The following is a 26,072-nucleotide window of genomic DNA, read 5'->3' on the forward strand; positions in this document are numbered from 1 at the left end:
TGCGTCAGGATGGACCGGTGAGCGTCTTCATCGCCGGGCCCGCGTCGTGGAACCGGATCGTCCTCGTCGACCGCCTGCCCGAGCCGGTGCCGCACATGCAGTTCGCGCTCGCTGAGCACGAGACCGTGGGCGGCACATCGGCCGGCAAGGCGCTGGGCCTCGCCGCACTCGGCCGCAAGACCCTGCTGTACACGCTGCTGGGCGACGACCCCGACGGCACGCGGGTCGCCGACGCGCTGAGCGCCGCCGGAGTCGCGCTCATCGCGGGCGCAACCGAGGCCACCGAGCGCCACCTCAACCTCATGACGCCGACCGGCGAGCGGGTCTCGATCTATCTCTCGGCCCCCGGCGAGACCGACGAGCCGTCGCGGGACGCGACCGCGGCATCCCTCACCGCCGCCATGGATACCGCCGACGTCATCGTCCTCGACCTGGGTGCCGAGTCGCGCCGGCTCATCCCGCGGGCGCGCGAGACAGGTCGGCCGATCTGGACCGACGTGCACGACTACGACGGCACCGCCGCATTCCATCGGCCGTTCATCGAGGCCGCTGATGCGGTGTTCATGAACGCCGACGGCATCGGCGACCCGCTGCCGTTCCTGCACGCGACCGTCGAGCGGGGCGCGTCGCTCGCGGTCTGCACTCTGGGCGCCGAGGGCGCTATAGGGGTGGATGCCGCGGGCCGGGAACACCGCGTCGCGGCGGTGCCCACGGAGGTCGTCGACACGAACGGCGCCGGCGACGCGTTCATGGCCGGCTCGCTCGATGCCACCCTCGCCGGGGCGGACGTGCCTGAGGCTCTCGCCGCGGGTGCGCGGCATGCGGCATCCGTTCTCACCACGCGCCACCTGCACCCGGTGCTCGACGATGTGCTGGGCTGATCAGCTCCCGGGCTTCGCGGGCAGTTCGAGAGCGACCTTCTTCTCGAGTTCTTCGACGGCCTCGTCGGAGATCGAGATGAGCCCGTCGAGTTCTTCGCGCACGCGCTTGTAGGCGACCTGGCGCTCGGCGGGCGTTGCGGCCTGGTCGATGGCCACGGTCAGCAGCTGCTTCGCGGTGTCGAGGCGCTTGCGCTCGGCCTCGGTGAACGTCGAGTCGCGCAGTCGGCGTGCGTCGCGCTCGGCGACGTCGAACGCCACCTCGAAGTCGGTGACCGCGTTGCGGTACTCGTCGAGCTGCTCCTTGCTGAGCTTCACCTTCGGCGAGGCCGGGCGCAACCGGTCGGCGACCTTCTTGGCGCGCAGGAACGCCGCCGTCAGCGGCTGGCGCCCGTCGCTCATCGCGGGAAATGCGATGAGCTTCGCAACATCCAGCTCATAGTCGAGCCAGCGCTTCGTGACGGCGTCGTGCGCGGCGAACAGCTTCTCGAGCTGCTGCTCGTGCGAGTCTTCGGGAGGGGTGGATGCTGCCGCCACGACCCTCTGCCGCCCGGTGTTGCGCGCCTCAGCCTGCGCGGCTTTGAGTTCTGCCTTCGCGTGCAGCGTCTCGAGCTTGCGCTGGTGCCGCGACTTCGCGCTGCGCTCCCACGACCGCGCCAGGCCGCCGGCCACCCCCATCAGGGGGAAGACCAGCCACCAGTACTGACCGGCGAAGTTCCAGAAGCCATCCACCCTGTCATCGTAGGCCAGGGGCGTCGGGCCGTGACGAGACTGTCAGCCGAACAGCAGCGCGAACACCGTCGCGCCGCCGGCGGTGAGGATGAGCGCGACGATGACCACCCACGCGGTGATCTTGACGCGCCGCTGGCGTCGCTCGCTGAGCGTGCTGAGGTCCTCGTCGTCGGCCATGGTCTCAATCCTAGATCGCGTGCGGAGCGCGTCCGCGACTACTCGGTGACCGTCGGGCCGAACGCGGCCGGCAGGGTCGCGGCCGACGTCGCACGCAGCTCAGGCACAGCGAGCGTGAACAGCCCCTGCACTTCGAGCGCAGCGTCAGACCCCGCCTGGTCGGTCACGCCGATGCGCAGCACGGGGTAGTTGCGTCCCTCGCACAGGCCGCGGAACTTGACGTCCTCCTCGCGCGGCACGGTCACGATGACGCGGCCGGTGGACTCGGAGAAGAGGGCGGATGCGGCATCCACCCCGTCCCGGTCGATGATCTCGTCGAGCCATACCCGCGCGCCGACACCGAACCGCAGCACGCCGTCGGCGAGGCTCTGGGCGAGGCCGCCCTCGCTCAAGTCGTGCGCGCTGGAGATGAGGTTCTCGTCGTTCGCAGCGCGGATGAGGCCGGCGAGGCGCTGCTCGGCGGCGAGGTCGACGGCCGGCGGGCGTCCGCCGAGGTGCTGGTGCACGGTGGCGGCCCATGCCGAACCGCTCAGCTCGGTCGCCGTCACTCCGAGCAGGTAGATGTTCTCGCCCTCGTCCTGCCAACCGCTGGGCACCCGGTGCGCGACGTCGTCGATGATGCCCATGACGCCCACGACCGGCGTCGGGTGGATCGGGGTGTCACCGGTCTGGTTGTAGAAGCTGACGTTGCCGCCGGTGACGGGGATGCCGAGCTCGAGGCACCCGTCTGCGAGTCCGTCGACGGCCTGCGAGAACTGCCACATGACCTCGGGGTTCTCCGGACTGCCGAAGTTGAGGCAGTCGGTGACCGCGGCGGGCACAGCACCGGTCACGGCGACGTTGCGGTACGCCTCGGCGAGGGCGAGCTGGGCGCCCTGGTACGGGTCGAGCTGGCAGTAGCGGCCGTTCGCGTCGGTCGCGATAGCGAAGCCGAGGCCGCTTGACTCGTCGACGCGGATCATGCCGGCGTCGTCGGGGAACGCGAGGGCCGTATCGCCTAAGACGTAATAGTCGTACTGGTTCGTGATCCAGCTGGTGTCGGCCTGGTTAGGGCTCGCGATCAGCTGCAGGAACTGCGTGCGCAGCGTGTCAGCGTCGTTCGAGCGGGGCAGGGCTGCCGCGGGCTCCTGCTGCAGGGCGTCGATCCAGGTCGGGTAGGCGACGGGGCGCTCGTACACGGGGCCGTCGACCGCGACGGTGGACGGGTCGACGTCGACGATCTGCTCGCCGTGCCAGTAGATCTTCAGGCGCCCGTCGCCGGTGACCTCGCCGAGCACGCTGGTCTCGACATCCCACTTCGTCGTCACCTCGAGGAAGGCGTCGAGCTTGTCCGGCGAGACGATCGCCATCATGCGCTCCTGGCTCTCGCTCATGAGGATCTCTTCGGGCGTGAGCGAGGGGTCGCGCAGCAGCACATTCTCGAGGTCGACGCGCATGCCGGATCCGCCGTTGGCGGCCAGCTCGCTGGTCGCGCACGAGATGCCGGCGGCGCCGAGGTCTTGAATGGCCTCGACGAGTTCGCCCTTGTACAGCTCGAGGCAGCACTCGATGAGCACCTTCTCGGCGAACGGGTCGCCGACCTGCACCGCGGGGCGCTTGGTCGGGCCGCCGTCGGCGAACGTGTCGGACGCGAGAATGGATGCCCCGCCGATGCCGTCACCGCCGGTGCGGGCTCCGAACAGCACGACCTTGTTGCCGGTGCCCGACGCGTTGGCGAGCTTCAGGTCTTCGTGGCGCAGCACGCCCACCGCCAGCGCGTTGACGAGCGGGTTGCCCTGGTACACCGCGTCGAACACCGTCTCGCCGCCGATGTTGGGCAGGCCCAGGCAGTTGCCGTAGAACGAGATGCCGCTGGTCACGCCGTGCACCACGCGCGCGGTGTCGGGATTGTCGATGGCGCCGAAGCGCAGCTGGTCCATGACCGCGACCGGGCGCGCGCCCATCGAGATGATGTCGCGCACGATGCCGCCCACGCCGGTGGCCGCACCCTGGAACGGCTCGACGTAGCTGGGGTGGTTGTGGCTCTCGACCTTGAAGGTGACCGCCCAGCCCTCGCCGATGTCGACGACGCCGGCATTCTGGCCCATGCCGACCATGAGCCGCTTCTTCATCTCGTCGGTGACCTTCTGGCCGAACCTCTTGAGATAGATCTTGGAGCTCTTGTATGAGCAGTGCTCGCTCCACATGACCGAGTACATCGCCAGCTCGCCGCCGGTGGGACGACGGCCGAGGATCTGCTTGATCTGCTCGTACTCGTCGGGCTTGAGCCCGAGAGCGGCGTACGGCTGCTCCTTCTCGGGTGTCGCGGCGGCGTTGTCGACGGTGTCGATGGAAGGGGTGGTCATGCGGCTGAGCTCCAGGGATCGCGGGCGCCGGACACCATCGATTCTAGTTGGGGTCGCTGTGAGCACTGTGCGGGGTTTCGAGGGAGGAGTGGATGCCGCGGCCCGGTGTCACGCCGAGGGTCAGACCAGCCGCGCTGCGTCTCATCGACGCCGCAGTCGCCCTCGCGCGGTGACCCCGGCACGCCCTACAGTGAGTCGCACACCGACGAAACGAGGCGCCGTGCTTGAGCTCGATTATCCGCGTGATCTCGTGATGATCGGCGCCGTCTTCGGGATGGCGGCATTCGTGTGGGCGGGGTGGGCGCAGGAGCAGCCGCCCGCCGGCGCCGTCTGGCGCGTCGTCCTTGCGGTGCTGTCGGTTCTGGGACTGGCGCTGATGGCGCTGAGCATTCCGCTCGCGATCAAGAACTGGGGCACACCGTCGGCGATCAACCCTCACACGACCGGCTTCGTGGTCTACGTCATCGTGTTCTGGGTCGAAGTCGCCGTCGCCGTCGTGCTGGCGATCATCGCGACGCGGGTGGGTCGGTCAGATCTCATCGCCCCGCTGATCATGCTGATCGTCGGCATCCACTTCTTCGCGCTCGCCCTCGTCTTCCACCAGCCGGTGCTGCATCTGGCGGGTGCGCTCATCACCGCGATCGCGATCGTCGCGGCCTTCGTACCGCACGAGATCGCCGCGCGCAGCTTCTGGTGCGGTGTGCTCGGAGCGCCGGTGTTCCTCGCGATCGGGGCGTGGTGCTACGTCGCCGGCCGGGCGGCGTTCGCCTCCGCATGACGGGGCGTCGGCGGGGGCAGTGCGCCGCCTGTCTTCGTGGTCGGCTCCGGGCCGGCGACGCGAGCGGAGCTGTTCGCGGCACTCCTGGGGATAGGGACGTCTGCTGCAGCGGCACCCAAGTGTCCTTATCCCCAGGAGGGAATCCAGGAAGGAACCGACGAGGGAATCGAGACCTCGTCCGTCCCGCGAGCGGCACGAGAGTTCGCCGACGCCCGTCTGGAAGAATGGTCCCACGATGACCGAGATTCCGGCGACCGTCGAGCCCGCGTCTGGCGAAGCGCCCACACCGCGCCGTCGCGGGGTGCTCAGCTGGCTGCTCGTGCTGCTGGGCGTCGCGGGCGTCATCGTAGTGGCCTGGGTCTGCCTCACCGCGTGGGGCGGCGTCGTGCACGGCCATCCCGCCTACGCCGTGCTCCTGGGCGTGACCGCGGTGGCATCCGTGCTCACCGTCGTTGCGGGAGTGCGCGGACGCCGGCGGGGCGCATGGCGCGCCACGGTCACGATCATCGCGATCGTGCTCGGAGCGGGCTGGCTCGCGGCCACCGCGTGGATGCGCCCGCACACCGCCGTCGAACCGGCGCTGGCGGCGATGGCATCCGATGCCCGCGTGACCGTGGCCGAGTCGGCCACCGAGATCGTGATGACACCGGCCGACGCCGACACGACCGCGGTCTTCTTCCAGCCCGGCGCGTTCGTCGACGCCCGCGCGTACGCCGCTGTGCTGCGGCCGCTCGCCGAGGCGGGGCATCCGGTCATCATCGCCAAGCAGCCGCTGGGAATCGCGTTCCTCGCGCTCGGCGCGTTCGACGAGGCGCGGTCTCGTCTGCCCGAGGCGACGGGCTGGGTCGTGGCCGGTCATTCATTGGGCGGCACCGTCGCGGCGATCGAGGCGGACGGGGCGGATGCGGCATCCACCGCCCCCGCGGTCGGGCTGATGTTCTTCGCCTCATACCCGGCGAGCGACCTCAGCGGGTCGCTCACGACCGCCGTGCTGTCGATCTCGGGCTCGAACGACGGGCTGTCGACGCCCGCGAAGATCGACGCCTCGCACGCGGATCTGCCGGCCGACGCGCAGTTCGTGCAGATCGCCGGCGCCTCGCACGCGCAGTTCGGCTCGTACGGGGCGCAAGCCGGCGACGGAACGCCGACGATCAGCGACGACGAGGCACGCGCGCAGATCTCGGCCGCGGCCCGCGACTTCGTCGACGCGCTCGCCGGCTGACGATCACACCTGCGCCAGTGCGTTCTCGAGCGTGACCCAGGCGAGCATCGCGCACTTCACGCGCGCAGTGAACTTCGAGGCACCCGAGAGGGCAGCGGCGTCACCGAAGGTCTCCTCGTCGAGGGGAATCTGGCCGCGGGAGCGCATCGCCTCGCGGAACGACGCGATGAGAGTGGATGCCGCGGCCCGCGGCATCCCGCCCTCTTCTTCGATCAGCGACGCGAGCATCGATGCCGATGCCTGCGAGATCGAGCAGCCGGAGCCTTCCCAGGTGACGTCGCGGATGCGGTCGCCTTCCAGGCGCACGCGCAGCGTGATCTCGTCGCCGCACACCGGGTTGCGTTCGTGTGCCGTGCCGACCACCCCCTCTTCGGGGGCGAGCCCGGAGCCGTGCGGGTGCCTCGAGTGGTCGAGGATCAGGTCCTGGTAGAGCGACTCGAGCCCGCTCATCGACGCACTCCGAAGAACGCGCGCACGCCTGAGAGCGCGTCGAGGAAGGTGTCGATCTCGGCCTCGGTCGTGAACACCGAGGCGCTCGCACGCACGGTCGCCGTCATGTCGAAACGGCGGTGCAGCGGCTGGGCGCAGTGATGTCCGACGCGCACGGCGATACCGCGAGCGTCGAGCACCTGGCCGACATCGTGCGCGTGGACGCCATCGACGTCGAACGCGCACAGTGCAACGCGGTCGGCGACGTCGGTGTCGCCGAGCAGGCGGATGCCGGGAATCGAACGCACCCCGTCGCGCAGGCGCTTCTCGAGCACCCGCTCGCGCTCATGCACGTTCTGCATGCCCAGGTGATCGAGGTAGCGGACGGCGGCGGCCAGGCCGATGGCCTGCGACACCGGCTGTGTGCCCGCCTCGAACTTCTGCGGCGCGGGCAGGAACTCGGCGGCATCGAGCGTGACGGTGGTGACCATCGAGCCGCCGGTGAGCACAGGAGGAAGCGCGTCGAGCACCTCGCCACGCCCGTAGAGGGCGCCGATGCCGTAAGGGCCGAGCATCTTGTGACCGGAGAAGGCGGCCAGGTCGACGCCGAGCGCAGGCAGATCCAGGGGCAGGTGCGGGGCAGACTGGCAGGCGTCGAGCACCGTGAGTGCGCCGGCGCTGCGGGCGAGGGCGACCAGGTCTGCGACCGGGTTGACGATGCCCAGCACGTTGGAGACGTGCGGGAACGCCACGATGCGGGTGCGCTCGCCGATGAGGTCGGCGGCAGTGACCAGGTCGAGGGTGCCGTCGTCGTGCACGGGGATGTGGCGCAGCGTCGCACCGGTGCGTGCGGCCAACTGCTGCCAGGGGATGAGGTTCGCGTGATGCTCGGCTTCGGTGACGACGATCTCGTCGCCGCGGGTCAGGGCGAGGGGGCCGCCCGCGATCGACGCGTTGCCGATCGCGTACGCGACGAGGTTGAGGGCGGATGTCGCACCGGAGGTCCAGACGATGCTTTCGGGGCCGGCTCCGACGAAGCGCGCCACCGCAGCGCGCGCGTCTTCGAACGACTCCGTCGCCTCCGCTGCAAGGGTGTGCGCACCGCGGTGCACGGCCGCGTTCTCGTGCTCGAGGAAGGCACGTTCGGCGTCGAGCACGACCCGCGGTTTCTGGCTGGTCGCGGCCGAGTCCAGGTACACGAGCGGTTCGCCGTTCACGGACTCGGTCAGGATGGGGAAGTCGGCTCGGACGGCGGTCACATCGAGGGCGCCGGCAAGGGTTGTCACGCTTTCAAGGCTACGCGTCGCCGGTGGCCGCGGGGTCGGCGCTCCGCCGTTGTCGCGCGCCCGCCTGTGGATAACTTTCGCGGCGTGTCGGCGGTTTCGGGAAACATGGGGAACACCGCCGACAGAGTCAGGCGGGTCCACTCGACGATCAACCGGAGGCGCGCATGTTCGACGACGCAGACGCGGCGATCGCGAAGGTGCAGGACGACGTGCGGCGCGCCCAGCAGCGGGCCGAGCGGATGGGCGAGCTGCAGCAAGCGACGTCGGCGGCGCGCGGCACGGCGATCTCGAGCGGTCGTGAGCTCGCCGTGCAGGTCGACCACTCCGGGTGGCTCACCGAACTCCGGCTGACCGACGCGGCGATGCGGCGCGGGCCGGCCGGGGTTGCGCGGCTCATCCTCGACACGGCGCGGCTCGCCCGGCGGGATCTCGAGCAGAAGCTGCTTGCTGCGGCATCCACCATTCTCGGCGAGGACGATCCGGCGCTCGACGGACTGCGCGCCCAGCTTGAGAGGGCGGATCGGTGAGGCACGTCGCGTGGGATTTCGATGTGCTGCGCGAGCACGCGCACCGGGTCGAGCAGCTGGGGGATGACGTGGGTGAGGCGGCATCGGCGGTGCGCTCGCAGGGGATGGGCGACGGCGCCTTCGGGCTGCTGTGCTCGTTTCTCGTGGCGCCGGCGGTGATGATCACGTCGGTGGCCGCCGGGATGATCGGCGATTCCGAGGCGCTGCTGCAGCGGACCAGCATGCAGCTGCGTGGGCTGGCGCACGACGGCGAGGAGTTCGAACTCGGCGTCGTCGACGCGCTGAAGGCGCTGGGCGGAGGGCTGGAGTGACGCTGGTCGCGGCGCCGGTCGAGACGGAGAGCCCGTTCTCGGGGGCTTTCCTCATCGAAGACGGGCAGTGTCTGGTGGATGCCGTGCGGTCGGGCGACTGGCTCGAGGGTGGCGTCGCGGCGTTCTCGGCGCTCATCGACACCGCGGCGGCGGTGATCGATCCGATCGGCACGTTGATCGCGAACGGACTCGGGTGGGTGCTCGACCACCTCGAGCCGTTGAAGGGGTGGCTGAACGACTTCACGGGCAATCCGGGTGAGGTCGCCGGGTTCGCGCAGACGTGGGACAACGTCGCCGCCCGGCTCCGCGAGACGGGCGAGGCGCTGCTGCGGCGCACCGACGACGTCGCCGAGTTGTCGGGCGCGGCCATCGACGCCTACCTCGATTACGCTGCCGGCGCGTCGCGACATCTGGCGGCGGCGGGTGACTGGGCGGCCGCGATCGCCACCGGCATGCGTGTGGCGTCGCAGCTCGTGCAGGTCGTGCACGATGTGGTGCGGGATGCCGTCGCCCAGGTGGTCGGCACGGCGCTCGCCGTCGCGGCCGAGACGGCGCTGACACTCGGGATCGCGGCCCCGTTCGCGATCGGCCAGGTCACCGCGCGGGTCGCGTCGGTCGCCGACACTGTCGGGCGCGCCATCGTGCGACTGCAGCGCGGATTCCGCGAGCTGGTGCGGCTCATCGGCGAGCTGCGGGAGCTGTTCGCACGCGGTGGCAAGATGCTCGACCGGATGCTGCGGGGCGACGAGGCGAGGGTGGCGCTGGCGGGGGAGGCCGGTGGCGTGCCCGGAATCGGCGTTGGGGAAGCGGCACACCGTGTGTGGGCGCGGGAAGCGCATGCGGCGAGTCCGGCTCCGGGGACTGGTGGCGACGCGTGGCCTTCAGCGGCGAGCAAGGCTGCCGTGCGAGCTCTGTTTCCCGACACGGCGCGGTTCTCGCAGAAGACGGTTTCGTTCCGAAAGTTCCGGGACGGCTTCGAGTATACGTACGACGATATTGTGACGGTCATGGTCGAGCGAGGCTGGATCTTCGACCCGATCGACGTCGTGCGAATGTCAGATGGCGAACTCACAAGCATGGACAACACACGATTGCGTGCTGCCGTGGAGACAGGTACACCGGTCGATGCGCGCGTACACGAGCCGAGTGAGCCTTTGACGACGCAAGAGAGTGAGCGATTCTTCTGGGAGCCGTTAGGGAAGCCGCGCACTTGGGAAGAAGCAGCGCTCATCCGCGTGGCAAAGCAACGGGGGGCATGGGCTCGAGAGAACCCCAATGGCACGTTTGTGCTGCCACGAGTAACAGGGAGACCGAATGGAACGTCGTGAGCGATCAACGATTGAGCAGCGACTCGCTGGATTCGAAGGGATCCGACCGGCGGGGTTCGTGACGCCTCCGCGCTTTGATGAGATCATCCGACAGGAGGAGCCTCCCGACATCGATCCGTGGTGGTGGGTGTTTCTCTTCCACGACCTGTCGCAGTTCTGGTCGGAGACCATCAAGGCACAATTTCCGTCGCGGTCTGCCCTGGTCCCGTTCGCAAAGCATGGGTTCACCGATGATGTGTTCTGCTTCGACGGGACTGACACTTCGGGGAACCCCCGCGTGTATATCGTTCACACCTTCACAGATCCCGGTTATGAGAACCGCGGCTACTGGGACAACTTCGACGTCTTCATGGAAGCCGCCGAGGAGGAACACGCGGAATGGCTACGAGAAGAGGCGGCAGAAGAGAGTCCCGATGAATGACGTCACGATCAGCAAGACCATGTCGCACGCGCTGCGCCATGCGCCCGAAGAGTACGGACTGACGTTGGACGCCGCAGGCTGGACGGACCTCGAAGAGGTGCGCGCCGCGGTTTCGAAGGCGCTGCGCGCACCCGTCACCCTCGACGACATTGAGCGTGTCGTCGCCGAGTCGCCGAAGCGACGCTTCGAGACCGACGGCGTCTCGATCCGCGCTGTCTATGGGCACTCCATCGAGGGGCGGATCCAGCATCCACTCGTCTCCAATCCTCCGGATCGGCTCTTCCATGCCACGGCGCCGAGCGTGCTGACGGCCATCCGCTCCGAGGGCCTGCGCGCCATGGCCAGACAATATGTGCACCTGGCAGTCGAGCCCGAGGTCGCCGTGCGTGTCGGACGTCGCAAAGACGCGCACCCGGCGTTGCTGTCGGTGGATGTCGCGCGCTTCCGTTCCGACGGGCACGAGCTGTTTGCGGCCGGTCCGTACATCTATCTCGCCGACAGCGTGCCGCCGGAATACCTCACGGTTGAGGAGTAGCAGGCAGCGGGCGTGACCAGGGCGACTTCGCTGCCCAGCTGTCCGATCGGCCGGAAGAGGTGTACCGGATGCGCGTCCGCGCGCGCCTCGGCGAGCTCGTCCTGATTCGCCGACTCGAACCCCAGACTCTGCCAGAACGGGCCGAGCCGAAACGGGACCGGCCTGCCCGCCGCGGTACCGGGACTCAAACACGCGACCTGCGGAGGAACATGCGTTCTATACATTCTGCCCGAGGTTGGTCATGCGGGTTGAGGATGCTCTGAGGACGCCGGGATCTTCGAGGGAAAACCGAATAAACGTTTGACACTATACGTTCGGATGGGTAGCATGGAGGTATGAACACACCCATGGCGGGACTGGTCGCGGCGGCAGCCGCGGTCCAGGGCGCGTGGCGTGTGTCGGACCCGGGTGAGTTCACCGACGAGCAGCTGCTCGCGACGAACACGGCGCTGGGGGTGCTGCGCCGGCGCACTGAAGCCGCGCAAGCGCAGATCGCCGCGCAGCTGGCGGCACGCTCTCGTCCCGGATCAGGGCCGGAGTCGCTGGCTCGGAAGACCGGGCACACCTCGGTGGTGGATCTGATCTCCACTACTACCGGGGCCACCACAGGGGAAGCGATGAGGCTGGTGAAGGTCGGGCAAGCCACAGCCCCACGCCCCACGTTCGGTGATACGCCAGCCCCGCCCGCGCACCCGGCAGTGGGCGTGGCAGTGGCCGCCGACAGGCTGCCGGTCGCTGCGGCGGAGCAAATAATCCGCCTGTTGGACCGGCTGCCCGCCTCGATCCCTGCCGACCGCAAGACTCAGGCCGAGGAGCGTCTGGTGGCCAAGCTGTCGGGGCTACCGTCAGATCGGTGGCACAGGATCCTTGTCGAAGCCCACGCGGCCCTCGACCCGGAAGGCCTCGCCAGGCGGGAAGCGGAAGTACACGCGAGGCGGTACCTGCGCATCTGGGAGAAAGACCAGGCCGTGCACTTCGAAGGTGCCGCCGACGCGGCCACCGCCGCACCCCTCGTCACCGTCCTGGACGCCCTGGTCACCACCAGCTTCCGCACCAGCACCGATACCAGCGGGAGTGCCGCCGACACCGCCGATACCGGCAACGTCGGTAGCAGCGTCGACGCAGACCACGACGGGGACCCCGGCGACGGCACCAGAACTGACAGCACCGGTGCTGATGGCACCGGGGCGGCAGGCGACACTGCCGACGCGGCGGTGGCTGCGGCGATGCTCGATGAGCGCACCGTCGCGCAGCGGCGGTTGGATGCGCTGATGATCCTGTGCCGGCACTACCTTGATTGCGCTCACACCGGCGAGCCCACCGGGGGTGCGACCGTGATCGTGCGGGTCAATATGGACGACCTGCAAGAAGGCACCGGTACCGGCACCATCGACGGGCTCGACCAGCCCATCTCTATCGACACGATCCGAAGAATCGGGGGTACCGGACCCGTCATCCCCATGTATCTCGGGCCGAACAAGGAAGTGTTGGACCTGGGCAGATCCCAGCGTCTGTTCACCCCAGCGCAGAAACTCGTCCTCTACGAGCGTGACGGCGGGTGCGCGTTCTGCGGAGCACCACCCGGACACACCCGCGCCCACCACATCTACTGGTGGGCCCGCGATAAAGGCAGAACAGACCTTGCCAACGGGATCCTGCTGTGCGAAACCTGCCACCATCGCATCCACGACAATGGATGGGACATCCGCATCGACCCAGCACCCGGCGCTCGCCGCAACGCGACCACCGGTCCCGGCGCCCACGTCTGGTTCATTCCACCCGCGCGCATCGACCCGACCCGCACGCCAAGACTCGGCGGGCGCGCACGGCACGAGTACGCGGCATGAGTTACGTCATGGGCCCCTTCCCCGGAGTTCGCCTCGCCGCGCGGCGTGGCTGCCGCAACGGCAGAGTTGGGCTGAGCGCGCCGTTTCCTCTCCTCGGCGTCCGCCGCAGCCTCGCCACGGGGGCCGAGGCTGCCGGCCGACATGATGCCGTCACCGCATTGAACTTCCTGCTCACTTACCGGAGCGCGCTCTTCACGCAGTGGAGCGCGCTCTTCACGCAGGGGAGCAACCTGTTCGCACAGGGAGCGCTACAAGACAGGGGAGACGGAGCGGCCCCGCTGATCCAGACCGATTGTGTGAGCAGGAAGTTCAATACGTATATGCGATGCGCTGCAACCCCGCGCTTCGGTGGGGGCCCTCGGCGACCGCGGCATGCGCCGCAGCTTCGACGCCAACCCCACCTCGGCGCCTGCCCTATCTCGACGCCTGCCCCGCTTCAACGCCAGACGACTTCGGCGACCGGCACAAACTCAAGCCGCGGCATCCACACCCCTTGACAGCGTCACCGGCGACACCTAATCTACAACCAAATGGTTGTACAAGACGAACTCAGTGACGACGACGTGGACCGCATCTTTCGGGCCCTCGCCGATGCCACGCGACGCGACATCCTGCGACGAACCGTCACCGATGAACGATCGGTCTCGACCCTCGCCGCCGACTACGACATGTCGTTCGCCGCAGTGCAGAAGCACGTCGCCGTCCTTGAAGCGGCACACCTGATCGTCAAACGTGCCGAAGGGCGAGAACGACTCGTGCGAGCCGACCCCGCCGTCATCGCCCGCGCACAGCACCTGCTCGAGCGCTTCCAAGACCTGTGGCGCGGCCGCATCGATCGCATCGACGCGCTGCTGGCTGAACACACCGAAGACACCTGACAAAGGAACCGACATGCCTGTCACCGACATTTCCGCCGACGCCGACACGCTCACGGTGAACATCACCGCAGACTTCGCAGCCCCGCGCGAACGCGTCTGGAAGGTGTTCACCGATCCGCGCCAGCTCGAACGGTTCTGGGGACCTCCCGGATGGCCCGCCACTTTCACTGGCTTCGACTTCGCCCCCGGCGGGCTCGCCCAGTACCACATGACCAGCCCAAACGGAGAGGTCTCGCGCGGTCGATGGGAGTTCCTCAGCATCGACGAACCGCGCTCGTTTGAGGTCCTTGACGGGTTCGCCGACGAAGACGGCGACCTCACCGGTGAATTCGAACCGATGCGCATGGTCTTCGCCTTCGAAGAGACGCCGACCGGCACACGCCTGAACGGCCAGACCTACTTCACCTCCGCTGACTCGCTCGAGCAGATGGTGCAGATGGGCATGGTCGAAGGCACCCGTCTCGCCATGGGTCAGCTCGACACCGTGCTGCAAGACCTCCGCGACTACGCCGCCGGCAAGGGCACTCAGCTGGAGGTCCTCGACGACCGGCACGTTCGCATCACTCGCGTCATCGACGGCCCCCGCGATCTCGTCTGGCGCGCACATCACGAACCAGACCTGATCCGACAGTGGATGCTGGGACCCGACGGCTGGCGCATGACCGACTGCGAGATCAGCGACCGTCATTACCGCAACGCCTGGGCGCCGGAATCGGGCACGGAGGGCGAACCCTTCGGCTTCGAAGGCGACATCCTGTACAGCGAACCGCAACGCCGCACCGTCATGACCGAACGCATGGCGGGCACCGACGGCCCCGAAACGATGAACGATCTGCAGCTGTACGAAGAAGACGGCGCCACACTGCTCACGATGCTCATCGAGTACCCCGACGCCGCCACGCGCGACGCGATCCTCGCCACCGGCATGATCGACGGCATGGAAGACAGCTACGCGCGTCTCGAACGCGTACTCATCGTGAGCTGACCGGCGGGAACCGTCATGGGCAAGGTCATCGTCTCCATCTCGATGTCGCTGGACGGCATCATCGCGGGCGACAACGACTCGCCCGCGCGGGGGCTCGGCGACGGCGGCGAGATCCTGCATCACTGGATGCAGGACGCCGACGAACATGCGATGTTCGACGAAACCGGCGCCATCGTCGTCGGCCGGCGGATGTTCGACGTCTCGAACGCCTGGGACGGCGCTCCGCCCGGTGGACTGCCGTGCTTCGTGGTCACCCACCACGCGCCCGCGGAATGGAACGGCGCCGGTTCTCCCTTCACCTTCGTCGGCGAAGGGGCGCCGACGGCGGTCGCGCGAGCCCGTGACGTTGCCGGAGACAAGAACGTCGGCATCGGCGGCGGCGCTGACATCTGTCGTCAGGCACTGGACGCCGGAGTCGTCGACGAGGTCGAGCTCCAACTCGTGCCGGTCATCCTCGGTTCGGGCATCCGATTGTTCGACGGACTCACACGCACACCCGTGCAGCTCGAGCCGCTGCGTGCCCGCGCGAGCCGTTACGCCACCCATCTGCGCTATCGGGTCGTGCGTTGACCGGGCAACCGGCAGCATGCACACTTCGCCGACGGCGGACAACGAAGAAGGACCAACGTAAGGACACCCCATGAGCACTGACGCCACCACCCTCCTGACCCGCACCGTCGGCACCGGCGACGATGTCATCACCTATGACATCCGCGGCGATCTCGCCACCGCTACTACTGAGCGACCACCCCTCTTCCTCTTCGGAGCACCGATGGGCGCGAGCGGGTTCGCGGCCCTCGCCGGATTCTTCACCGACCGACCCGTGATCACCTACGACCCGCGCGGCGCCGACCGCAACCCGCTGGGCACGACCGACATCACCGTGCAGCAGCACGTGGACGACCTGCATCGGGTCATCTCGGCGCTCGAGACTGGGCCGGTGGATGCCTTCGGCAACAGTGGCGGCGGAGTGACGCTGCTCGCGCTGGCCACTGCTCATCCCGAAGACCTGCGCCGCGTGGTCGCACACGAGCCCGCGACGGGCGCCGTGCTGCCCGACGCGGATCGCATCGGCGCAGTGATCGACGATATGAAGCGCACCTACGCCGAGCAGGGCGAGGGAGCGGCGATGGCAAAGTTCGTGCAGCTCGTGATGCTGCAGGGCGAACTCCCCGCCGACTATCTCGACCAGCCGGCGCCCGATCCGGCGATGTTCGGGATGCCGGCGGTCGACGACGGCGTCCGCACGAATCCACTGCTGCGGAACATGCCCTCGGTCACCTCCTACGCCCCCGACATCGACGCGCTCCGCGCCCTCGGCGACCGCCTTGCGATCGGCTTCGGTGTGGAATCGGGCGACGCGATGGCAGCGCGTGCGGCCCGCGCGATCGCCGCGGCCGTCGGCATCCATCCCGTCGAATTCCCCAGCCACCACGGCGGCTTCAGCGATCAGCCCGGGATGCCGGGCGACCCGGCCGGCGTTGCGGCCCGGCTGCGCGAAGTGATCGGATAGGGCGTCCGCGGATCAATCGCGTAGCGCGCTGCGCGAAGTGATGAGGTAGCCGCGCGAAGGGTGATCGGGTGGGACGTCCGCCAGGGCGCCCGCCTGGGATCGCGCACGGACAGCCGACGGGCGCACCATACTCAGGATCGCCGCGTCGTGACCCGATATCCTTGCCACCCGTGAGCGCATGTTGAGACACGAGGCGCGAGCCCCGCGGCTCGGCGTCCGAGCGCACTTCTCGCACGTGTGGCAGGCGGCTCGCGGCGGGCTCGCCGAGAGTATCTGGAGCATCGTGCTCATCCAGGCGCTCAGCGCCGGTGTCGCGGTGCCGGCGATCGGCTTCCTGTTCGAGCGCGCGCTCGCGCACGCCGGTCTCACCAACGTCACCGACCACAACCTCGGCATGCTGCTGACCGATCCTGTCGCCGACCTGATGCTGGTGGCCGTGCTCGTCGTCATGCTCGCTGCCGTACTGCTGCAGCTGGCGGCGCTGTTCGCGATCTCGGCGCGGCAGCAGCGCGGCCGCGCGCTGACCGTACGCGGAATGATCCACGACACAGTCCGCAACCTGCGAGTCGTTCTTCATCCTCAGGCGGCCGTCCTGTTCGTGTACCTGCTCGTCCTGGCGCCGGTCACCGGGCTGGGGCTGTTCTCTGCGGTCACCCACGGCATCGCCATCCCGCCGTTCGTGACGCGCGAGTATCTGAAGTCGGGGCTGGGCACGGCCATCTACGTCGCCGCGTCGGCGGCGGTCGTCTTCGTGAACGCACGGCTGATCTACACCGTCCCGATCATGTTCCTGCGCCGGACGCCGCCGCTCGCGGCGATGCGAGAGAGCGTGCGGATGACCGCCCGCTGGCGAGTGCTGCGCGTCGTGATCATGGTCGGACTGCCGGCGGGCCTCGCATGGCTGATGTCGTCGGGGCTGGTCGAGCTCGTCGTCGGAGTGGCGCGCCTCGGCCACGTCGCCGAGATCGTGCTGGTGAGCGTCGCGACCGGTGTCGTGAAATGCGTCGGTCTGGTCCTCATCGCGTGGGCGACGGTCACCGCCATCAACCTGTGCGTCGCCGACACTCTCGCTTCATCGCGAACGGTACCGACCCACAGGCTCGCGTCGGCACCCGCCCTCGCGCCCGCGGCCGTGCACCGGTCTCGTGCGGGCCGCCGATGGGCGGCGCTGGCCGTTGCCGCCGCCGTGTTCACGGTCGCGACATCCACTTCCGTGTCCACCGCGCTCGCCAGCCCTGCCGAACCCAGCGACACGATCGTGATCGCGCATCGCGGGTTCTCCGGCGGCGGCGTCGAGAACACGCTCAGTGCGCTGGACGCGGCGGCGGCCGCGCACGCCGACGCCGTCGAGATGGATGTGCAGCAGACGAAGGACGGCGTCTTCGTCGCCTCGCACGACACCAATCTGCTGATGGTCGCCGGGCGCAACGAGAACATCTACGAGATGACTGCCGACGAGGTCACATCGACGGTCGTGCGCGAGGGCGGATTCCACGACACCATTCCGACGATGGAGCAGTACGTGCGCCACGCGGTGAAGCTCGGGATGCCGCTGCTGATCGAACTCAAAGTGACAGGGCATGAGCATCCCGGCTTCGTCGAGGACTTCCTCACCGTGCTCGACGGCCTGGGCGTCACCGCCGATGAGACGTATCACTCGCTCGACCCCGAGGTCGTCGAGACGTTGAAGACACTGCGCCCGCACCTGCGCGTCGGGCTCACCATCGCCGTGAGCCGCGGCGGGGTGCCCGACAGCCCGTGCGACTTCTACGTCATCGAGCAGGCGTCGTACACGACCGAGTTCCTGCAGGAGGCGCATCGGCGGGGCAAGGCCGTCTACGTCTGGACGGTCAACGACGATGACGGCCTGCGCCGCTTTCTCGCATCACGCGTCGACGGCATCGTCACCGACCATCCCGACCGGGCGCTCGAGTTCCGCTCGGAGCTGTCGGGAACCGACGCCGTCGCGTTCACGGTCGAAGACACGCTAGGACGGCTCGTTCCGTAGGCGGGTCACTTCTCGTCGACGCCGGGTGCCGCAGCCCGGGCCGCCTCGATGTCGGCCAGGCGCAGCGGCTTTGTCTCGTCACCGCGCGATCGTTCCGCATCGTCGGCGCTCTCAGCGGGATGCTGGGGCTTGCGCGCCGGCTTCGGGAACACCTCCCCGTCGCGCTGCACGGTCTGGATGCGCGTGCGCGGCAGACCCTCCGGATTCTCCTTCTGCAGCCAGAGCAGCATCTCCTCGCGCACGGTGCGCGACAGATCGAACATCTTGAACGCATCGTCGGCGCTGATGAGCGCGCGCACCTGCACGTATCCGCCGACGGTGTCGGTGATGCGCAGCGACGACGCCTCGCCGTCCCACAGCCCGCTCTCGTCGAGGATGCGATCCAGGCGCGCACGCATGCGCGGAATGTCGACACCCCAGTCGAGATCGAAGAACACCGTGCCCAGCACCGCCGTCGACTCACGGGTCCAGTTCTCATACGGCTGCTGCGTGAAGTACGTCGACGGCAGAACGAGCCGCCGCTCATCCCACACCCGCACCACCACGTAGGTGAGGGTGATCTCCTCGATGTATCCCCACTCGCCGTTCACCACCACGATGTCTTCGAGCCGGACGGCCCCGCTGAAGGCCAGCTGCATGCCGGCGAACACGTTGCTCAACGTGGACTGCGCCGCGAGACCGGCGACCACCGACAAGAACCCGGCTGACGCGAGCAGCGTCGTTCCCACCGCCGCGATGCCGGGGATCGTCAGCAGTGCGGCACCCACGCCGATGATGACGGTTCCCGCAGCGATGAGCCGTCGCACCACGAGCACCTGGGTGCGTGCCCGCCGCGCCTGCCAGCCGTCCGACCCATCGGTCGCATAGTGCGACAGCCCCAGGTCGGCGGCGAATGTCAGCGCCGAACCCACCGCCCATGTGATCGACAGCACCAGCAGCACGACGAACACATGCCGGAACACGTCGGCGGCATTGTCACGGTACGGAATCGTCATGCGCAGCGCTATCCAGGCGAGCACGACCGATGTGACCACCACGAACGGCACGCGCGTGCGGCGCTTGAGCAGCACGAGCCACGGGCGATCCCGACCGAGAAAGGCGAAGAGCCGGGTGAAGGCGAACGTCACGGCGATCACGATCGCCGCCGCGATGACGAGGGCGATGGCGGCGTTGACGAGCGGGGGCAGATTCCAGAACGACACCATGTCGCACCACACTAGGCGCGCGCACCGACGCACTCAACCTGACCACATGCCCCGGATAGGCTCGACCCGTGTCGGATCAGGTCCTGCTCGGGGTGATCGCCGTCGGGATCGGGGCGTTCGTCGGCCTCATCCTGTTCGTCCCGTTCGTCGCGCTGAGCTATCGGCGCCGCGGGCGACTGAGCGCCGGTCGCCTCGTGCTCTGGACCGGCTCGCTCGTCTACTTCTGGGCGATCTGGACATACACGCTGCTGCCGCTGCCCGATCCTGACACCATCCGCTGCGCGGGCGTCAACCTCAACCTGCTGCAATTCGTCGACGACATCCGCGAGGCGTTCACCGGCCCCGGCAACCCGCTGCTGAACAGCGGCATTCTGCAGCTCGGACTCAACGTCGTGCTGTTCGTGCCGCTCGGGTTCTTCCTCCGCGTGCTCGTCGGCCGCGGCATCCTCGTCGCCGGACTCGTCGGTCTCGGCATCTCGCTGGTCATCGAATTCACGCAGCTGACCGGCGTGTGGGGTCTCTACCCGTGTGCGTACCGCGTCTTCGATGTCGACGACCTGCTGACCAACACGCTCGGCGCGCTCGCCGGATCGCTCATCGCCCTGCTCGTTCCGCGTCGTCACCGGGGGATGCCGCAGCTCGACACCGCGGACGACCCGCGCCCGGTCACCCGCGCGCGCCGCGCGCTCTCGATGCTGTGCGACCTCCTCGCGATCACGTGCGCGGAAGGGGCGGTGGCTCTGACCACCCAGCTCGGCCTGCACGTGCTCGGCTTCGACGAGATCGTGCACGACGGCACTGCCGCGTCACTGACCGGCAGCATCACGGCCCTGGCGATCTGGTTCATCGCCGTGATGACTACCGGCGGCACGATCGGCGACCTGAGCGTGCAGCTGCGCTACGTCGGCGGCCGCCTGCCGCGCCCGCTCGCACGGCTACTCCGGTTCGTGGGCGGCATCGGCGGGTACGCGCTGCTCGGCATGATCCCCGGAGGGAGCTGGCTCGCCTGGCTGTTCGGACTGGCCGGCGTCGTTCTGTTCTTCGCGACCGCGCGCGGTCGAGGACTGCCGGGCGTGATCAGCGGGCAGCGCCTCGTCGACGCGCGCTCGCTGCGTGCGGAGGCTGTCCACCCCGCATGAAGGAAGAGTGTGCCGTCGACATGCCGAACGGGCTCAGACGGCCGCTGCGAGGGGTGACGGCCGCAGTTGAGCATGTCGAAGACACGTGGATGCCGCAGGCCGGGGCCTGCGGCATCCACTTCTCACACCACCTCGAGCACGATCTTTCCCTGGGTGCGGCCGGTAGCGACGGCGTTCTGTGCGGCCGCGGCTTGCGCGAGCGGGAACGTGCGCTCGACTTCAACGCGGAGTCGGCCGGCGTCGACGAGTTCGGCGATCTGCGCGAGCGCGGCGCCGTCGGGCTCGACGAGGATGCCTGTGGCACGCACGCCGCGGGCTGCGGCTGCGGTGCCGACCTCGTCGCTGATGCCCGAGGGTACGCCCACATAGAGGCCGCCCGGCCTCACGAGCGAGACCGAGCGCAGGCCGGTCTGCTCCGCGTCACCGATGAGGTCGATGACGATGTCGACGGGCTCGAGCTGCTCCTCGAAACGCGCGGAGCGGTAGTCGACGAACTCGGCGGCACCCAGGGATCGGACGAAGGCCTCGCGCGCGGAGCTGCCGGTGCCGATGACGTGCGCGCCGCGCGCCGTGGCGATCTGCACCGCGAGATGGCCGACACCGCCCGCGGCGGCATGAATGAGCACCCGCTGACCGGCCTCGACGCGCGCGGTGTCGACCAGCGCCTGCCATGCCGTCAGCGCCGCCAGCGGAAGCGCCGCCGCCGCGACGTGGCCGATCGACCGCGGCTTCCGCGCGAACTGGCGCGATGGCGCCGTGACGTAGTCGGCGTACGCGCCGGCCTCGCGCGGGAACCACGGCATGCCGTACACCTCGTCGCCGGGCGCCAGCGTCGTCACGCCGAAGCCGACCGCGTCCACGACGCCGGAGACATCCCACCCCACACCGAACGGAGGAGTGCCGAGCACCGCGGCCATGCCCTTCCCCTCGCGCGTCTTGCCGTCGACCGGGTTCACACCCGCCGCATGCACCCGCACGCGCACCTCGGTGGGCAGCGGTTCGGGCACCGGCGCCTCGACCAACTCGAGCACCGAAGAGTCGCCGAAGGCCGTCTGGTGGATCGCCCGCATCGTGTTCATCCTGTTCTCCCTCCGGGCGGCGTCTGCGCCCGCGGGTTCGACCGTATGCGTCCGATAGTGGTTACCCGCAAGGGCTACTAGTATCTGAAAGATACCGACCCGAGGAGCGCCCGTGGAAGCCTGCCCGACCGGCCAGCACGATCATCACAACGTCTACGAAGCCGGCTGCCCCTGCCGATCGTTGCTCGACCTGCTCGCGAACAAGTGGACGGCGCTGGCCATCGGGGCGCTCGAAGACGGACCCGTGCGCTTCGGCGCGCTCAAGCAGACGCTCGGCGGTGTGAGTCCGAAGATGCTCGCCCAGACGCTGCGGCGCCTTGAAGCATCTGACCTCGTCTCGCGCACCGTCTACCCGGCCGTGCCCGCGCACGTCGAGTACGCGCTCACCGACCTCGGTCGCAGTGTCGCCGAGCCGCTGCGCGGGCTGCGGCTCTGGGTCGAACACCACCTCGACGACGTAATCGGCCCCGACCGTCCGCGGGATGCAGCGCTGATTGACGGGGAGGTCAGCCGACCGCGAAGACGCTGATCTCGACGGAATCGGGATGCCGCCGCCCGGTGCCGACGAAGAGCGTGCGGTTCAGCCACTCCCACTGTCCGCGTGGAGCGCGCAGCGTGGGCGTGCACCGGAAGTAGACGCGATCGGGATCGACGATCTCGCCGCGCATGAGCCGATCGATGTCGTCGGGCGCTGCGGCGCGGATGCCGCGATTGACCACTTCGATGAGTGTGCCGTCATCGAGCGCGATCGGGTAGCGCGCCTCGAGCTCGGTGACCCGGTCGGGTCGCAGCACTTGGAAATCGGCACCCCCGCCGAGCACACGGCCGCTCAGCTCGCCGGTCGCCGTGCCACCGAGGATCGGCACGATGCGTCGGCGCCCGTCACTGCCCTCGCCGAGATCGACGGGCTCGTCCACATCGACGCGGATGCTGCTGACGGGCCGCAGCGCGGGCGCGGCGACGTGATCCAGGATGTCAGTCATATCGGCATGCTACGGCGGACGCCGCGGGTGGCGATGGCGTGATCTGCGCCATCCGATGGCGCAGCTGTGTTCTTGACGCTACGGCGCGGCCGCCGTGAAAGTGGGGGCAGCCGGCCCCCGCCGGCACCCGTTCTCGATGAGGAGGATGTGCTGTGATCACTGTCGACTCGGCTTCGGCCCCGGTGCGCACCCGGCGCGTGCGCGATCTGTTCGCCGTCAACATCGGCAACGCGCTCGAATGGTTCGACTGGAACACCTACGCGATCTTCGCCCCGTTCTTCGCGGCGCAGTTCTTCCAGGGAGATGACCCGCTCACGGCGCTGCTGTCGACGCTCGCGATCTTCGCCGTCGGCTTTCTCATGCGCCCGGTGGGCGGATGGCTGTTCGGCCAGATCGCCGACGCCCGCGGGCGACGCTTCAGCCTCACTCTCGCGATCGGACTCGCCGCGGTGGGCAGTGCCGTGATCGCCCTCGCGCCCACCGCCACCGTTGTCGGCGTGTGGGCCGCGGTGATCCTGCTGCTCGCCCGGCTGCTGCAGGGGCTCTCGCACGGCGGAGAGACGGGGTCGGCCTTCACCTATCTTGCCGAGATCGCGCCCGACCACCGGCGCGGCCTGTGGGCGAGCTTCCCGTGGATCGGCGTCGGCATCGGTTCGATCGCGGCGACCGGGCTGGGCGCCCTGCTGTCGGGGCTGCTGTCCGCCGAGCAGATGACCGCGTTCGGCTGGCGCATCCCGTTCGCGCTCGCCGCCGTGCTCGGGCTCTACTCGCTGTGGATTCGATTCCGCCTCACCGAGTCCGAGAAGTTCGAGACCTCTGATGAGCCCAGCCCCACACTGCGCGAGACCTTCCGTCTCATCGGCCGACACCGCGGCACGATCGGTCGCATCACCGGACTGACCATCGGCGGCGTGACGGTGTTCTACACCTGGCTCATCTTCGCCCCCGGGTACGCGACACGGGAGTTCGGCATCGACGCCTCGACCGCACTGACCATCGGGGTCGCGGCGCAGCTGATCCTCGTGATCGCCTCACCGCTGTTCGGTCGTCTGTCCGACCGCATCGGGCGGCGACCGGTGCTGCAGATCTTCAGTGTTGGGTTCGCGATCGCGGCGTTCGGGCTCGACGCCATCCTCGGCCCGAACCCGTGGACGCTGCTGCTGGCGATGGGCGTCGCGGCGGTACTCATCAGCGCCAACACCGGACCGCTCGGTGCCGCCTTCGCCGAACTCGTCCCGACGAAGGAGCGTGCCACCGTCATCGGCATCGGCTACGCGACCTCGGCAGCGATCTTCGGCGGCACCGCCCCCTACCTGAACACGTGGCTCGAGTCGCTCGACCTGCACTGGATCTACACCGCGTACCTCGTCGTGCTGTGCCTGATCAGCGTGGCGGTGGTGTGGCGGATGCCGGAGACCGCCCGCGATCCGCTGCGCTGAGTTCGCACGGCTCGAGCCATTGCGCGATGCGGTGCCGCCCGCGACACTGGGCAGGATGTCGACCCCTCGGTTCACCCTCCGCCAACTGGCGTACTTCGTCGCGGCCGCCCGTGCGGGCAGTATCGCGGCGGCGGCCGAGAGCGAGCACATCTCCCGGTCGGTGGTCGCGGGTGCGGTCAACGAGCTGGAGGCGTTGTTCGGGATGCCGCTGGCCACCCGCAGCCGCGGTGCGGGCTTCGTGCTCACGGCCGCAGGCGAAGCGGTGTTCGAGCTGGCGCTGTCGCTGCTCCGTGAGGCCGACGATCTGCCCGGCCGGGTCGCGGGCTCGCGGTTGACGGGCACCGTGGTCGTCGGGTCGTTCCCCTCGGTGGTGCCGACGGCGTTCCCGCTGGTGTTCGAACTGCTGGCCGAGCAGCATCCCGACCTGCGGCTCGATGTGCGCGCACGTCCGCAGCCGGAGCTCATGGCAGCGCTGCGCGCCGGTGACCTCGACCTCGCCGTGGCCTACAACGTGCACCTCGAGCACGATCTGGAGAGCCTGCTCGTCTACGACACCGTGATGCACGTAATTCTGGCGGCAGACCATCCGCTGGCCGCGCGGGAGGTGGTGCCCGCATCCGAGCTCGAGCACGAGCGGCTGATCCTCATGGCGCTGCCGCCCGGTCCCGACGACACTCTCAGCTACTTCGTGCGCCAGGGACTCGCTCCGCAGGTCTGGGTGCGCACCGGCGATTTCGAACTCATGCGCAGTCTCGTCGCACGGCGGCTCGGGGTCGCGTTGTGCATCCAGGCGCCGCGCACGCAGTACAGCTACGAGGGGCTGTCGGTCGTGCAGCGGCCGCTCGATCCCGCGCCGAACCTTGAACGGCTGTCGGTCGTCTGGCCTCGATCGCGACGTCTGTCGCGGTCGGCGGCCCACGTCGCGCACCTGCTGCACGAGCACGGCAGCGAACTTGCGCCGCGGATCTGAGCGTTCGGCCGTCGCCGGTGCCGCGGCATCCCGCCGTCAGTCGACCGCCGGCCGCGCGGTCGTGCCGCGCACGATGAGTTCGAACGGCAGCGGCGCCGGCTCGGGCGCCAGACCGCCCCGCAGCGCCGAGAGCATCGCAGTGGCCGCTCGCGCACCCTGTCGCAGCGGAAACTGATCCACCGTCGTCAGCCGGAAGAACTCGCCGAGCTCATGGCCGTCGACACCGACGATCGACAGGTCGTGCGGCACGCGATAACCGAGCTCGCGCGACGCCAACAGCGCGCCGATCGCCATCTCGTCGGAGGCAGCGAAGATCGCCGTAGGCTGCTCGCCGGGCCGACCCAGTAGCTGCTTGGCAGCGCGGAAACCGCCTTCGATCGTGAAGTCGGCCGGCTCGAACAGCGTCGGGTTGACCTCGATGCCGGCCTCGTCGAGCGCCTGCTCGAACCCCTGACGCCGTTGCGTCGGAATATGGAAGTCGAGGTCGAACTCGGGGCTCGCTCCGATATGAGCGATGCGGCGATGACCGAGCGCCAGCAGATGCTGCGTCGCCAGCCGGGCGACGCCCTCATCGTCGACGGTGAGGGTGCTCAGCCGCGGGTTCGGGCCGCCGATCGCGATCACGGGGATGCCGAGCGCCAGCAGGCCGGCGATCTCCTCGTCGTCGAGCTCGAGCGACACCGCGATCACGCCATCCACGCGCCGGCGCCGAAGCAGCGTGTCAAAGACATTGCGCCGCAGTTCGCGGTCCTCAGCGAGGCTGTACAGGGTCGTGTCGAACCCCTGCCGCATGAGCTCGGTCGCGGTGCCCGACAGCACGGTGCTGAAGAACCAGCGCTCGAGGAACGGCACGAGCAGACCGATGTTGCGATTCCGACCCGACGCGAGGCTCGACGCCGACGCCGAAACGACGTAGCCGAGCTCTTCGGCCGCCGCCCGCACGCGGGTCTTGGCGGACTCCGACACGTGCCCGCGGCCGCTGAGCGCCCGCGACACGGTCGCCGTGGAGACGCCCGCGAGCCGGGCGACTTCGTCGATGCTCACCATTGCGCGTCCC

Annotated in this window: 27 protein-coding genes; 18 read left to right on the forward strand and 9 right to left on the reverse strand. The window is 68.9% G+C overall.

Annotated features, from left to right (window positions below):
- Positions 1 to 17: 17 nt before the first annotated feature.
- A complete protein-coding gene (locus tag PU630_RS00295; protein ID WP_275278361.1) occupies positions 18 to 881 on the forward strand; it encodes a carbohydrate kinase family protein in 864 nt (287 codons plus the stop codon).
- Here the strand turns inward: PU630_RS00295 and PU630_RS00300 are convergent, their stop codons facing one another.
- Genes PU630_RS00300 through purL form a run of 3 tightly spaced genes read right to left on the reverse strand, consistent with a single transcriptional unit; the run spans position 882 to position 4,132 of the window.
- A complete protein-coding gene (locus PU630_RS00300) occupies positions 882 to 1,610 on the reverse strand; it encodes a hypothetical protein (protein ID WP_275278362.1) in 729 nt (242 codons plus the stop codon).
- A gap of 42 nt (positions 1,611 to 1,652) precedes the next feature.
- Positions 1,653 to 1,787 (reverse strand): hypothetical protein, encoded by a 135-nt coding sequence (locus PU630_RS00305; protein ID WP_275278363.1) that lies wholly within the window; start codon positions 1,785 to 1,787, stop codon positions 1,653 to 1,655.
- Between the two features lie 38 nt (positions 1,788 to 1,825).
- Positions 1,826 to 4,132 (reverse strand): phosphoribosylformylglycinamidine synthase subunit PurL, encoded by a 2,307-nt coding sequence (gene purL, locus PU630_RS00310; protein ID WP_275278364.1) that lies wholly within the window; start codon positions 4,130 to 4,132, stop codon positions 1,826 to 1,828.
- 220 nt (positions 4,133 to 4,352) lie between these two features.
- Here purL and PU630_RS00315 point away from each other — a divergent pair, with 220 nt between their 5' ends.
- Both PU630_RS00315 and PU630_RS00320 read left to right on the forward strand, forming a co-directional pair.
- Positions 4,353 to 4,910 (forward strand): hypothetical protein, encoded by a 558-nt coding sequence (locus PU630_RS00315; RefSeq protein WP_275278365.1) that lies wholly within the window; start codon positions 4,353 to 4,355, stop codon positions 4,908 to 4,910.
- A gap of 235 nt (positions 4,911 to 5,145) precedes the next feature.
- On the forward strand, positions 5,146 to 6,132 hold the full coding sequence (locus PU630_RS00320; RefSeq protein WP_275278366.1) for an alpha/beta hydrolase: 987 nt from the start codon (positions 5,146 to 5,148) through the stop codon (positions 6,130 to 6,132).
- Positions 6,133 to 6,135: 3 nt separating this feature from the next.
- On the opposite strand, the gene sufU is transcribed toward PU630_RS00320, so the two are convergent.
- Positions 6,136 to 6,582 (reverse strand): Fe-S cluster assembly sulfur transfer protein SufU, encoded by a 447-nt coding sequence (gene sufU, locus PU630_RS00325; protein WP_275278367.1) that lies wholly within the window; start codon positions 6,580 to 6,582, stop codon positions 6,136 to 6,138.
- Positions 6,579 to 7,847: a SufS family cysteine desulfurase gene (locus PU630_RS00330; RefSeq protein ID WP_275278368.1), complete on the reverse strand. Its 1,269-nt coding sequence runs from the start codon at positions 7,845 to 7,847 to the stop codon at positions 6,579 to 6,581. Before PU630_RS00330 ends, sufU begins: the two co-directional genes overlap by 4 nt.
- 164 nt (positions 7,848 to 8,011) lie before the next feature.
- Between PU630_RS00330 and PU630_RS00335 the strand changes: the two genes are divergently transcribed.
- The 11 genes from PU630_RS00335 (at position 8,012) to PU630_RS00385 (ending at position 18,200) form a co-directional block, all read left to right on the forward strand.
- Positions 8,012 to 8,374, forward strand: a complete 363-nt coding sequence (locus PU630_RS00335; RefSeq protein WP_275278369.1) for a YbaB/EbfC family nucleoid-associated protein — start codon at positions 8,012 to 8,014, stop codon at positions 8,372 to 8,374.
- The gene (locus PU630_RS00340; RefSeq protein WP_275278370.1) at positions 8,371 to 8,685 is read left to right on the forward strand and encodes a hypothetical protein; all 315 of its coding nucleotides are present in this window, start codon (positions 8,371 to 8,373) and stop codon (positions 8,683 to 8,685) included. The genes PU630_RS00335 and PU630_RS00340 overlap by 4 nt, the downstream gene beginning before the upstream one ends.
- Positions 8,682 to 10,013 (forward strand): hypothetical protein, encoded by a 1,332-nt coding sequence (locus tag PU630_RS00345; protein ID WP_275278371.1) that lies wholly within the window; start codon positions 8,682 to 8,684, stop codon positions 10,011 to 10,013. Before PU630_RS00340 ends, PU630_RS00345 begins: the two co-directional genes overlap by 4 nt.
- Positions 10,000 to 10,434 carry a hypothetical protein gene (locus PU630_RS00350; RefSeq protein WP_275278372.1) on the forward strand — a complete coding sequence of 145 codons (435 nt, stop codon included), beginning with the start codon at positions 10,000 to 10,002 and terminating at the stop codon, positions 10,432 to 10,434. The genes PU630_RS00345 and PU630_RS00350 overlap by 14 nt, the downstream gene beginning before the upstream one ends.
- Positions 10,427 to 10,969 carry an RNA 2'-phosphotransferase gene (locus PU630_RS00355; protein ID WP_275278373.1) on the forward strand — a complete coding sequence of 181 codons (543 nt, stop codon included), beginning with the start codon at positions 10,427 to 10,429 and terminating at the stop codon, positions 10,967 to 10,969. Before PU630_RS00350 ends, PU630_RS00355 begins: the two co-directional genes overlap by 8 nt.
- Positions 10,970 to 11,304: 335 nt before the next feature.
- A complete protein-coding gene (locus PU630_RS00360) occupies positions 11,305 to 12,816 on the forward strand; it encodes an HNH endonuclease signature motif containing protein (RefSeq protein ID WP_275278374.1) in 1,512 nt (503 codons plus the stop codon).
- Between the two features lie 530 nt (positions 12,817 to 13,346).
- Positions 13,347 to 13,694 (forward strand): ArsR/SmtB family transcription factor, encoded by a 348-nt coding sequence (locus PU630_RS00365; RefSeq protein ID WP_275278375.1) that lies wholly within the window; start codon positions 13,347 to 13,349, stop codon positions 13,692 to 13,694.
- Positions 13,695 to 13,707: 13 nt separating this feature from the next.
- Positions 13,708 to 14,679 carry an SRPBCC family protein gene (locus tag PU630_RS00370; RefSeq protein ID WP_275278376.1) on the forward strand — a complete coding sequence of 324 codons (972 nt, stop codon included), beginning with the start codon at positions 13,708 to 13,710 and terminating at the stop codon, positions 14,677 to 14,679.
- Between the two features lie 15 nt (positions 14,680 to 14,694).
- The gene (locus PU630_RS00375; protein ID WP_275278377.1) at positions 14,695 to 15,249 is read left to right on the forward strand and encodes a dihydrofolate reductase family protein; all 555 of its coding nucleotides are present in this window, start codon (positions 14,695 to 14,697) and stop codon (positions 15,247 to 15,249) included.
- 70 nt (positions 15,250 to 15,319) lie between these two features.
- On the forward strand, positions 15,320 to 16,192 hold the full coding sequence (locus PU630_RS00380) for an alpha/beta fold hydrolase (RefSeq protein WP_275278378.1): 873 nt from the start codon (positions 15,320 to 15,322) through the stop codon (positions 16,190 to 16,192).
- A 178-nt stretch (positions 16,193 to 16,370) separates the two neighbouring features.
- Entirely contained in the window at positions 16,371 to 18,200 is a 1,830-nt protein-coding gene (locus PU630_RS00385; protein ID WP_275278379.1) for a glycerophosphoryl diester phosphodiesterase membrane domain-containing protein, read from the forward strand.
- A 5-nt stretch (positions 18,201 to 18,205) separates the two neighbouring features.
- Here the strand turns inward: PU630_RS00385 and PU630_RS00390 are convergent, their stop codons facing one another.
- Positions 18,206 to 19,405, reverse strand: a complete 1,200-nt coding sequence (locus tag PU630_RS00390; RefSeq protein ID WP_275278380.1) for a mechanosensitive ion channel family protein — start codon at positions 19,403 to 19,405, stop codon at positions 18,206 to 18,208.
- Positions 19,406 to 19,473: 68 nt separating this feature from the next.
- On the opposite strand from PU630_RS00390, the gene PU630_RS00395 reads away from it, so the two are divergent.
- Complete coding sequence (locus PU630_RS00395) at positions 19,474 to 20,544, forward strand: VanZ family protein (RefSeq protein WP_275278381.1); 1,071 nt, start codon at positions 19,474 to 19,476, stop codon at positions 20,542 to 20,544.
- Between the two features lie 122 nt (positions 20,545 to 20,666).
- Here the strand turns inward: PU630_RS00395 and PU630_RS00400 are convergent, their stop codons facing one another.
- Positions 20,667 to 21,623 (reverse strand): NADP-dependent oxidoreductase, encoded by a 957-nt coding sequence (locus tag PU630_RS00400; RefSeq protein ID WP_275278382.1) that lies wholly within the window; start codon positions 21,621 to 21,623, stop codon positions 20,667 to 20,669.
- A gap of 112 nt (positions 21,624 to 21,735) precedes the next feature.
- Between PU630_RS00400 and PU630_RS00405 the strand changes: the two genes are divergently transcribed.
- Positions 21,736 to 22,152, forward strand: a complete 417-nt coding sequence (locus PU630_RS00405; protein ID WP_275278383.1) for a winged helix-turn-helix transcriptional regulator — start codon at positions 21,736 to 21,738, stop codon at positions 22,150 to 22,152.
- On the opposite strand, the gene PU630_RS00410 is transcribed toward PU630_RS00405, so the two are convergent.
- Positions 22,130 to 22,606, reverse strand: coding sequence for a DUF3237 domain-containing protein (locus PU630_RS00410; RefSeq protein ID WP_275278384.1), 477 nt, complete (start codon positions 22,604 to 22,606; stop codon positions 22,130 to 22,132). The two genes, PU630_RS00405 and PU630_RS00410, sit on opposite strands and share 23 nt — an antisense overlap.
- A 152-nt stretch (positions 22,607 to 22,758) precedes the next feature.
- Between PU630_RS00410 and PU630_RS00415 the strand changes: the two genes are divergently transcribed.
- Both PU630_RS00415 and PU630_RS00420 read left to right on the forward strand, forming a co-directional pair.
- Positions 22,759 to 24,045, forward strand: coding sequence for an MFS transporter (locus PU630_RS00415; RefSeq protein WP_275278385.1), 1,287 nt, complete (start codon positions 22,759 to 22,761; stop codon positions 24,043 to 24,045).
- A 55-nt stretch (positions 24,046 to 24,100) separates the two neighbouring features.
- A complete protein-coding gene (locus PU630_RS00420; protein ID WP_275278386.1) occupies positions 24,101 to 25,015 on the forward strand; it encodes a LysR family transcriptional regulator in 915 nt (304 codons plus the stop codon).
- Between the two features lie 36 nt (positions 25,016 to 25,051).
- Here the strand turns inward: PU630_RS00420 and PU630_RS00425 are convergent, their stop codons facing one another.
- On the reverse strand, positions 25,052 to 26,062 hold the full coding sequence (locus PU630_RS00425) for a LacI family DNA-binding transcriptional regulator (protein WP_275278387.1): 1,011 nt from the start codon (positions 26,060 to 26,062) through the stop codon (positions 25,052 to 25,054).
- Positions 26,063 to 26,072: the final 10 nt, after the last annotated feature.

Origin of the sequence: Microbacterium horticulturae, assembly GCF_029094505.1 — a bacterium.
Lineage (GTDB): Bacteria > Actinomycetota > Actinomycetes > Actinomycetales > Microbacteriaceae > Microbacterium > Microbacterium horticulturae.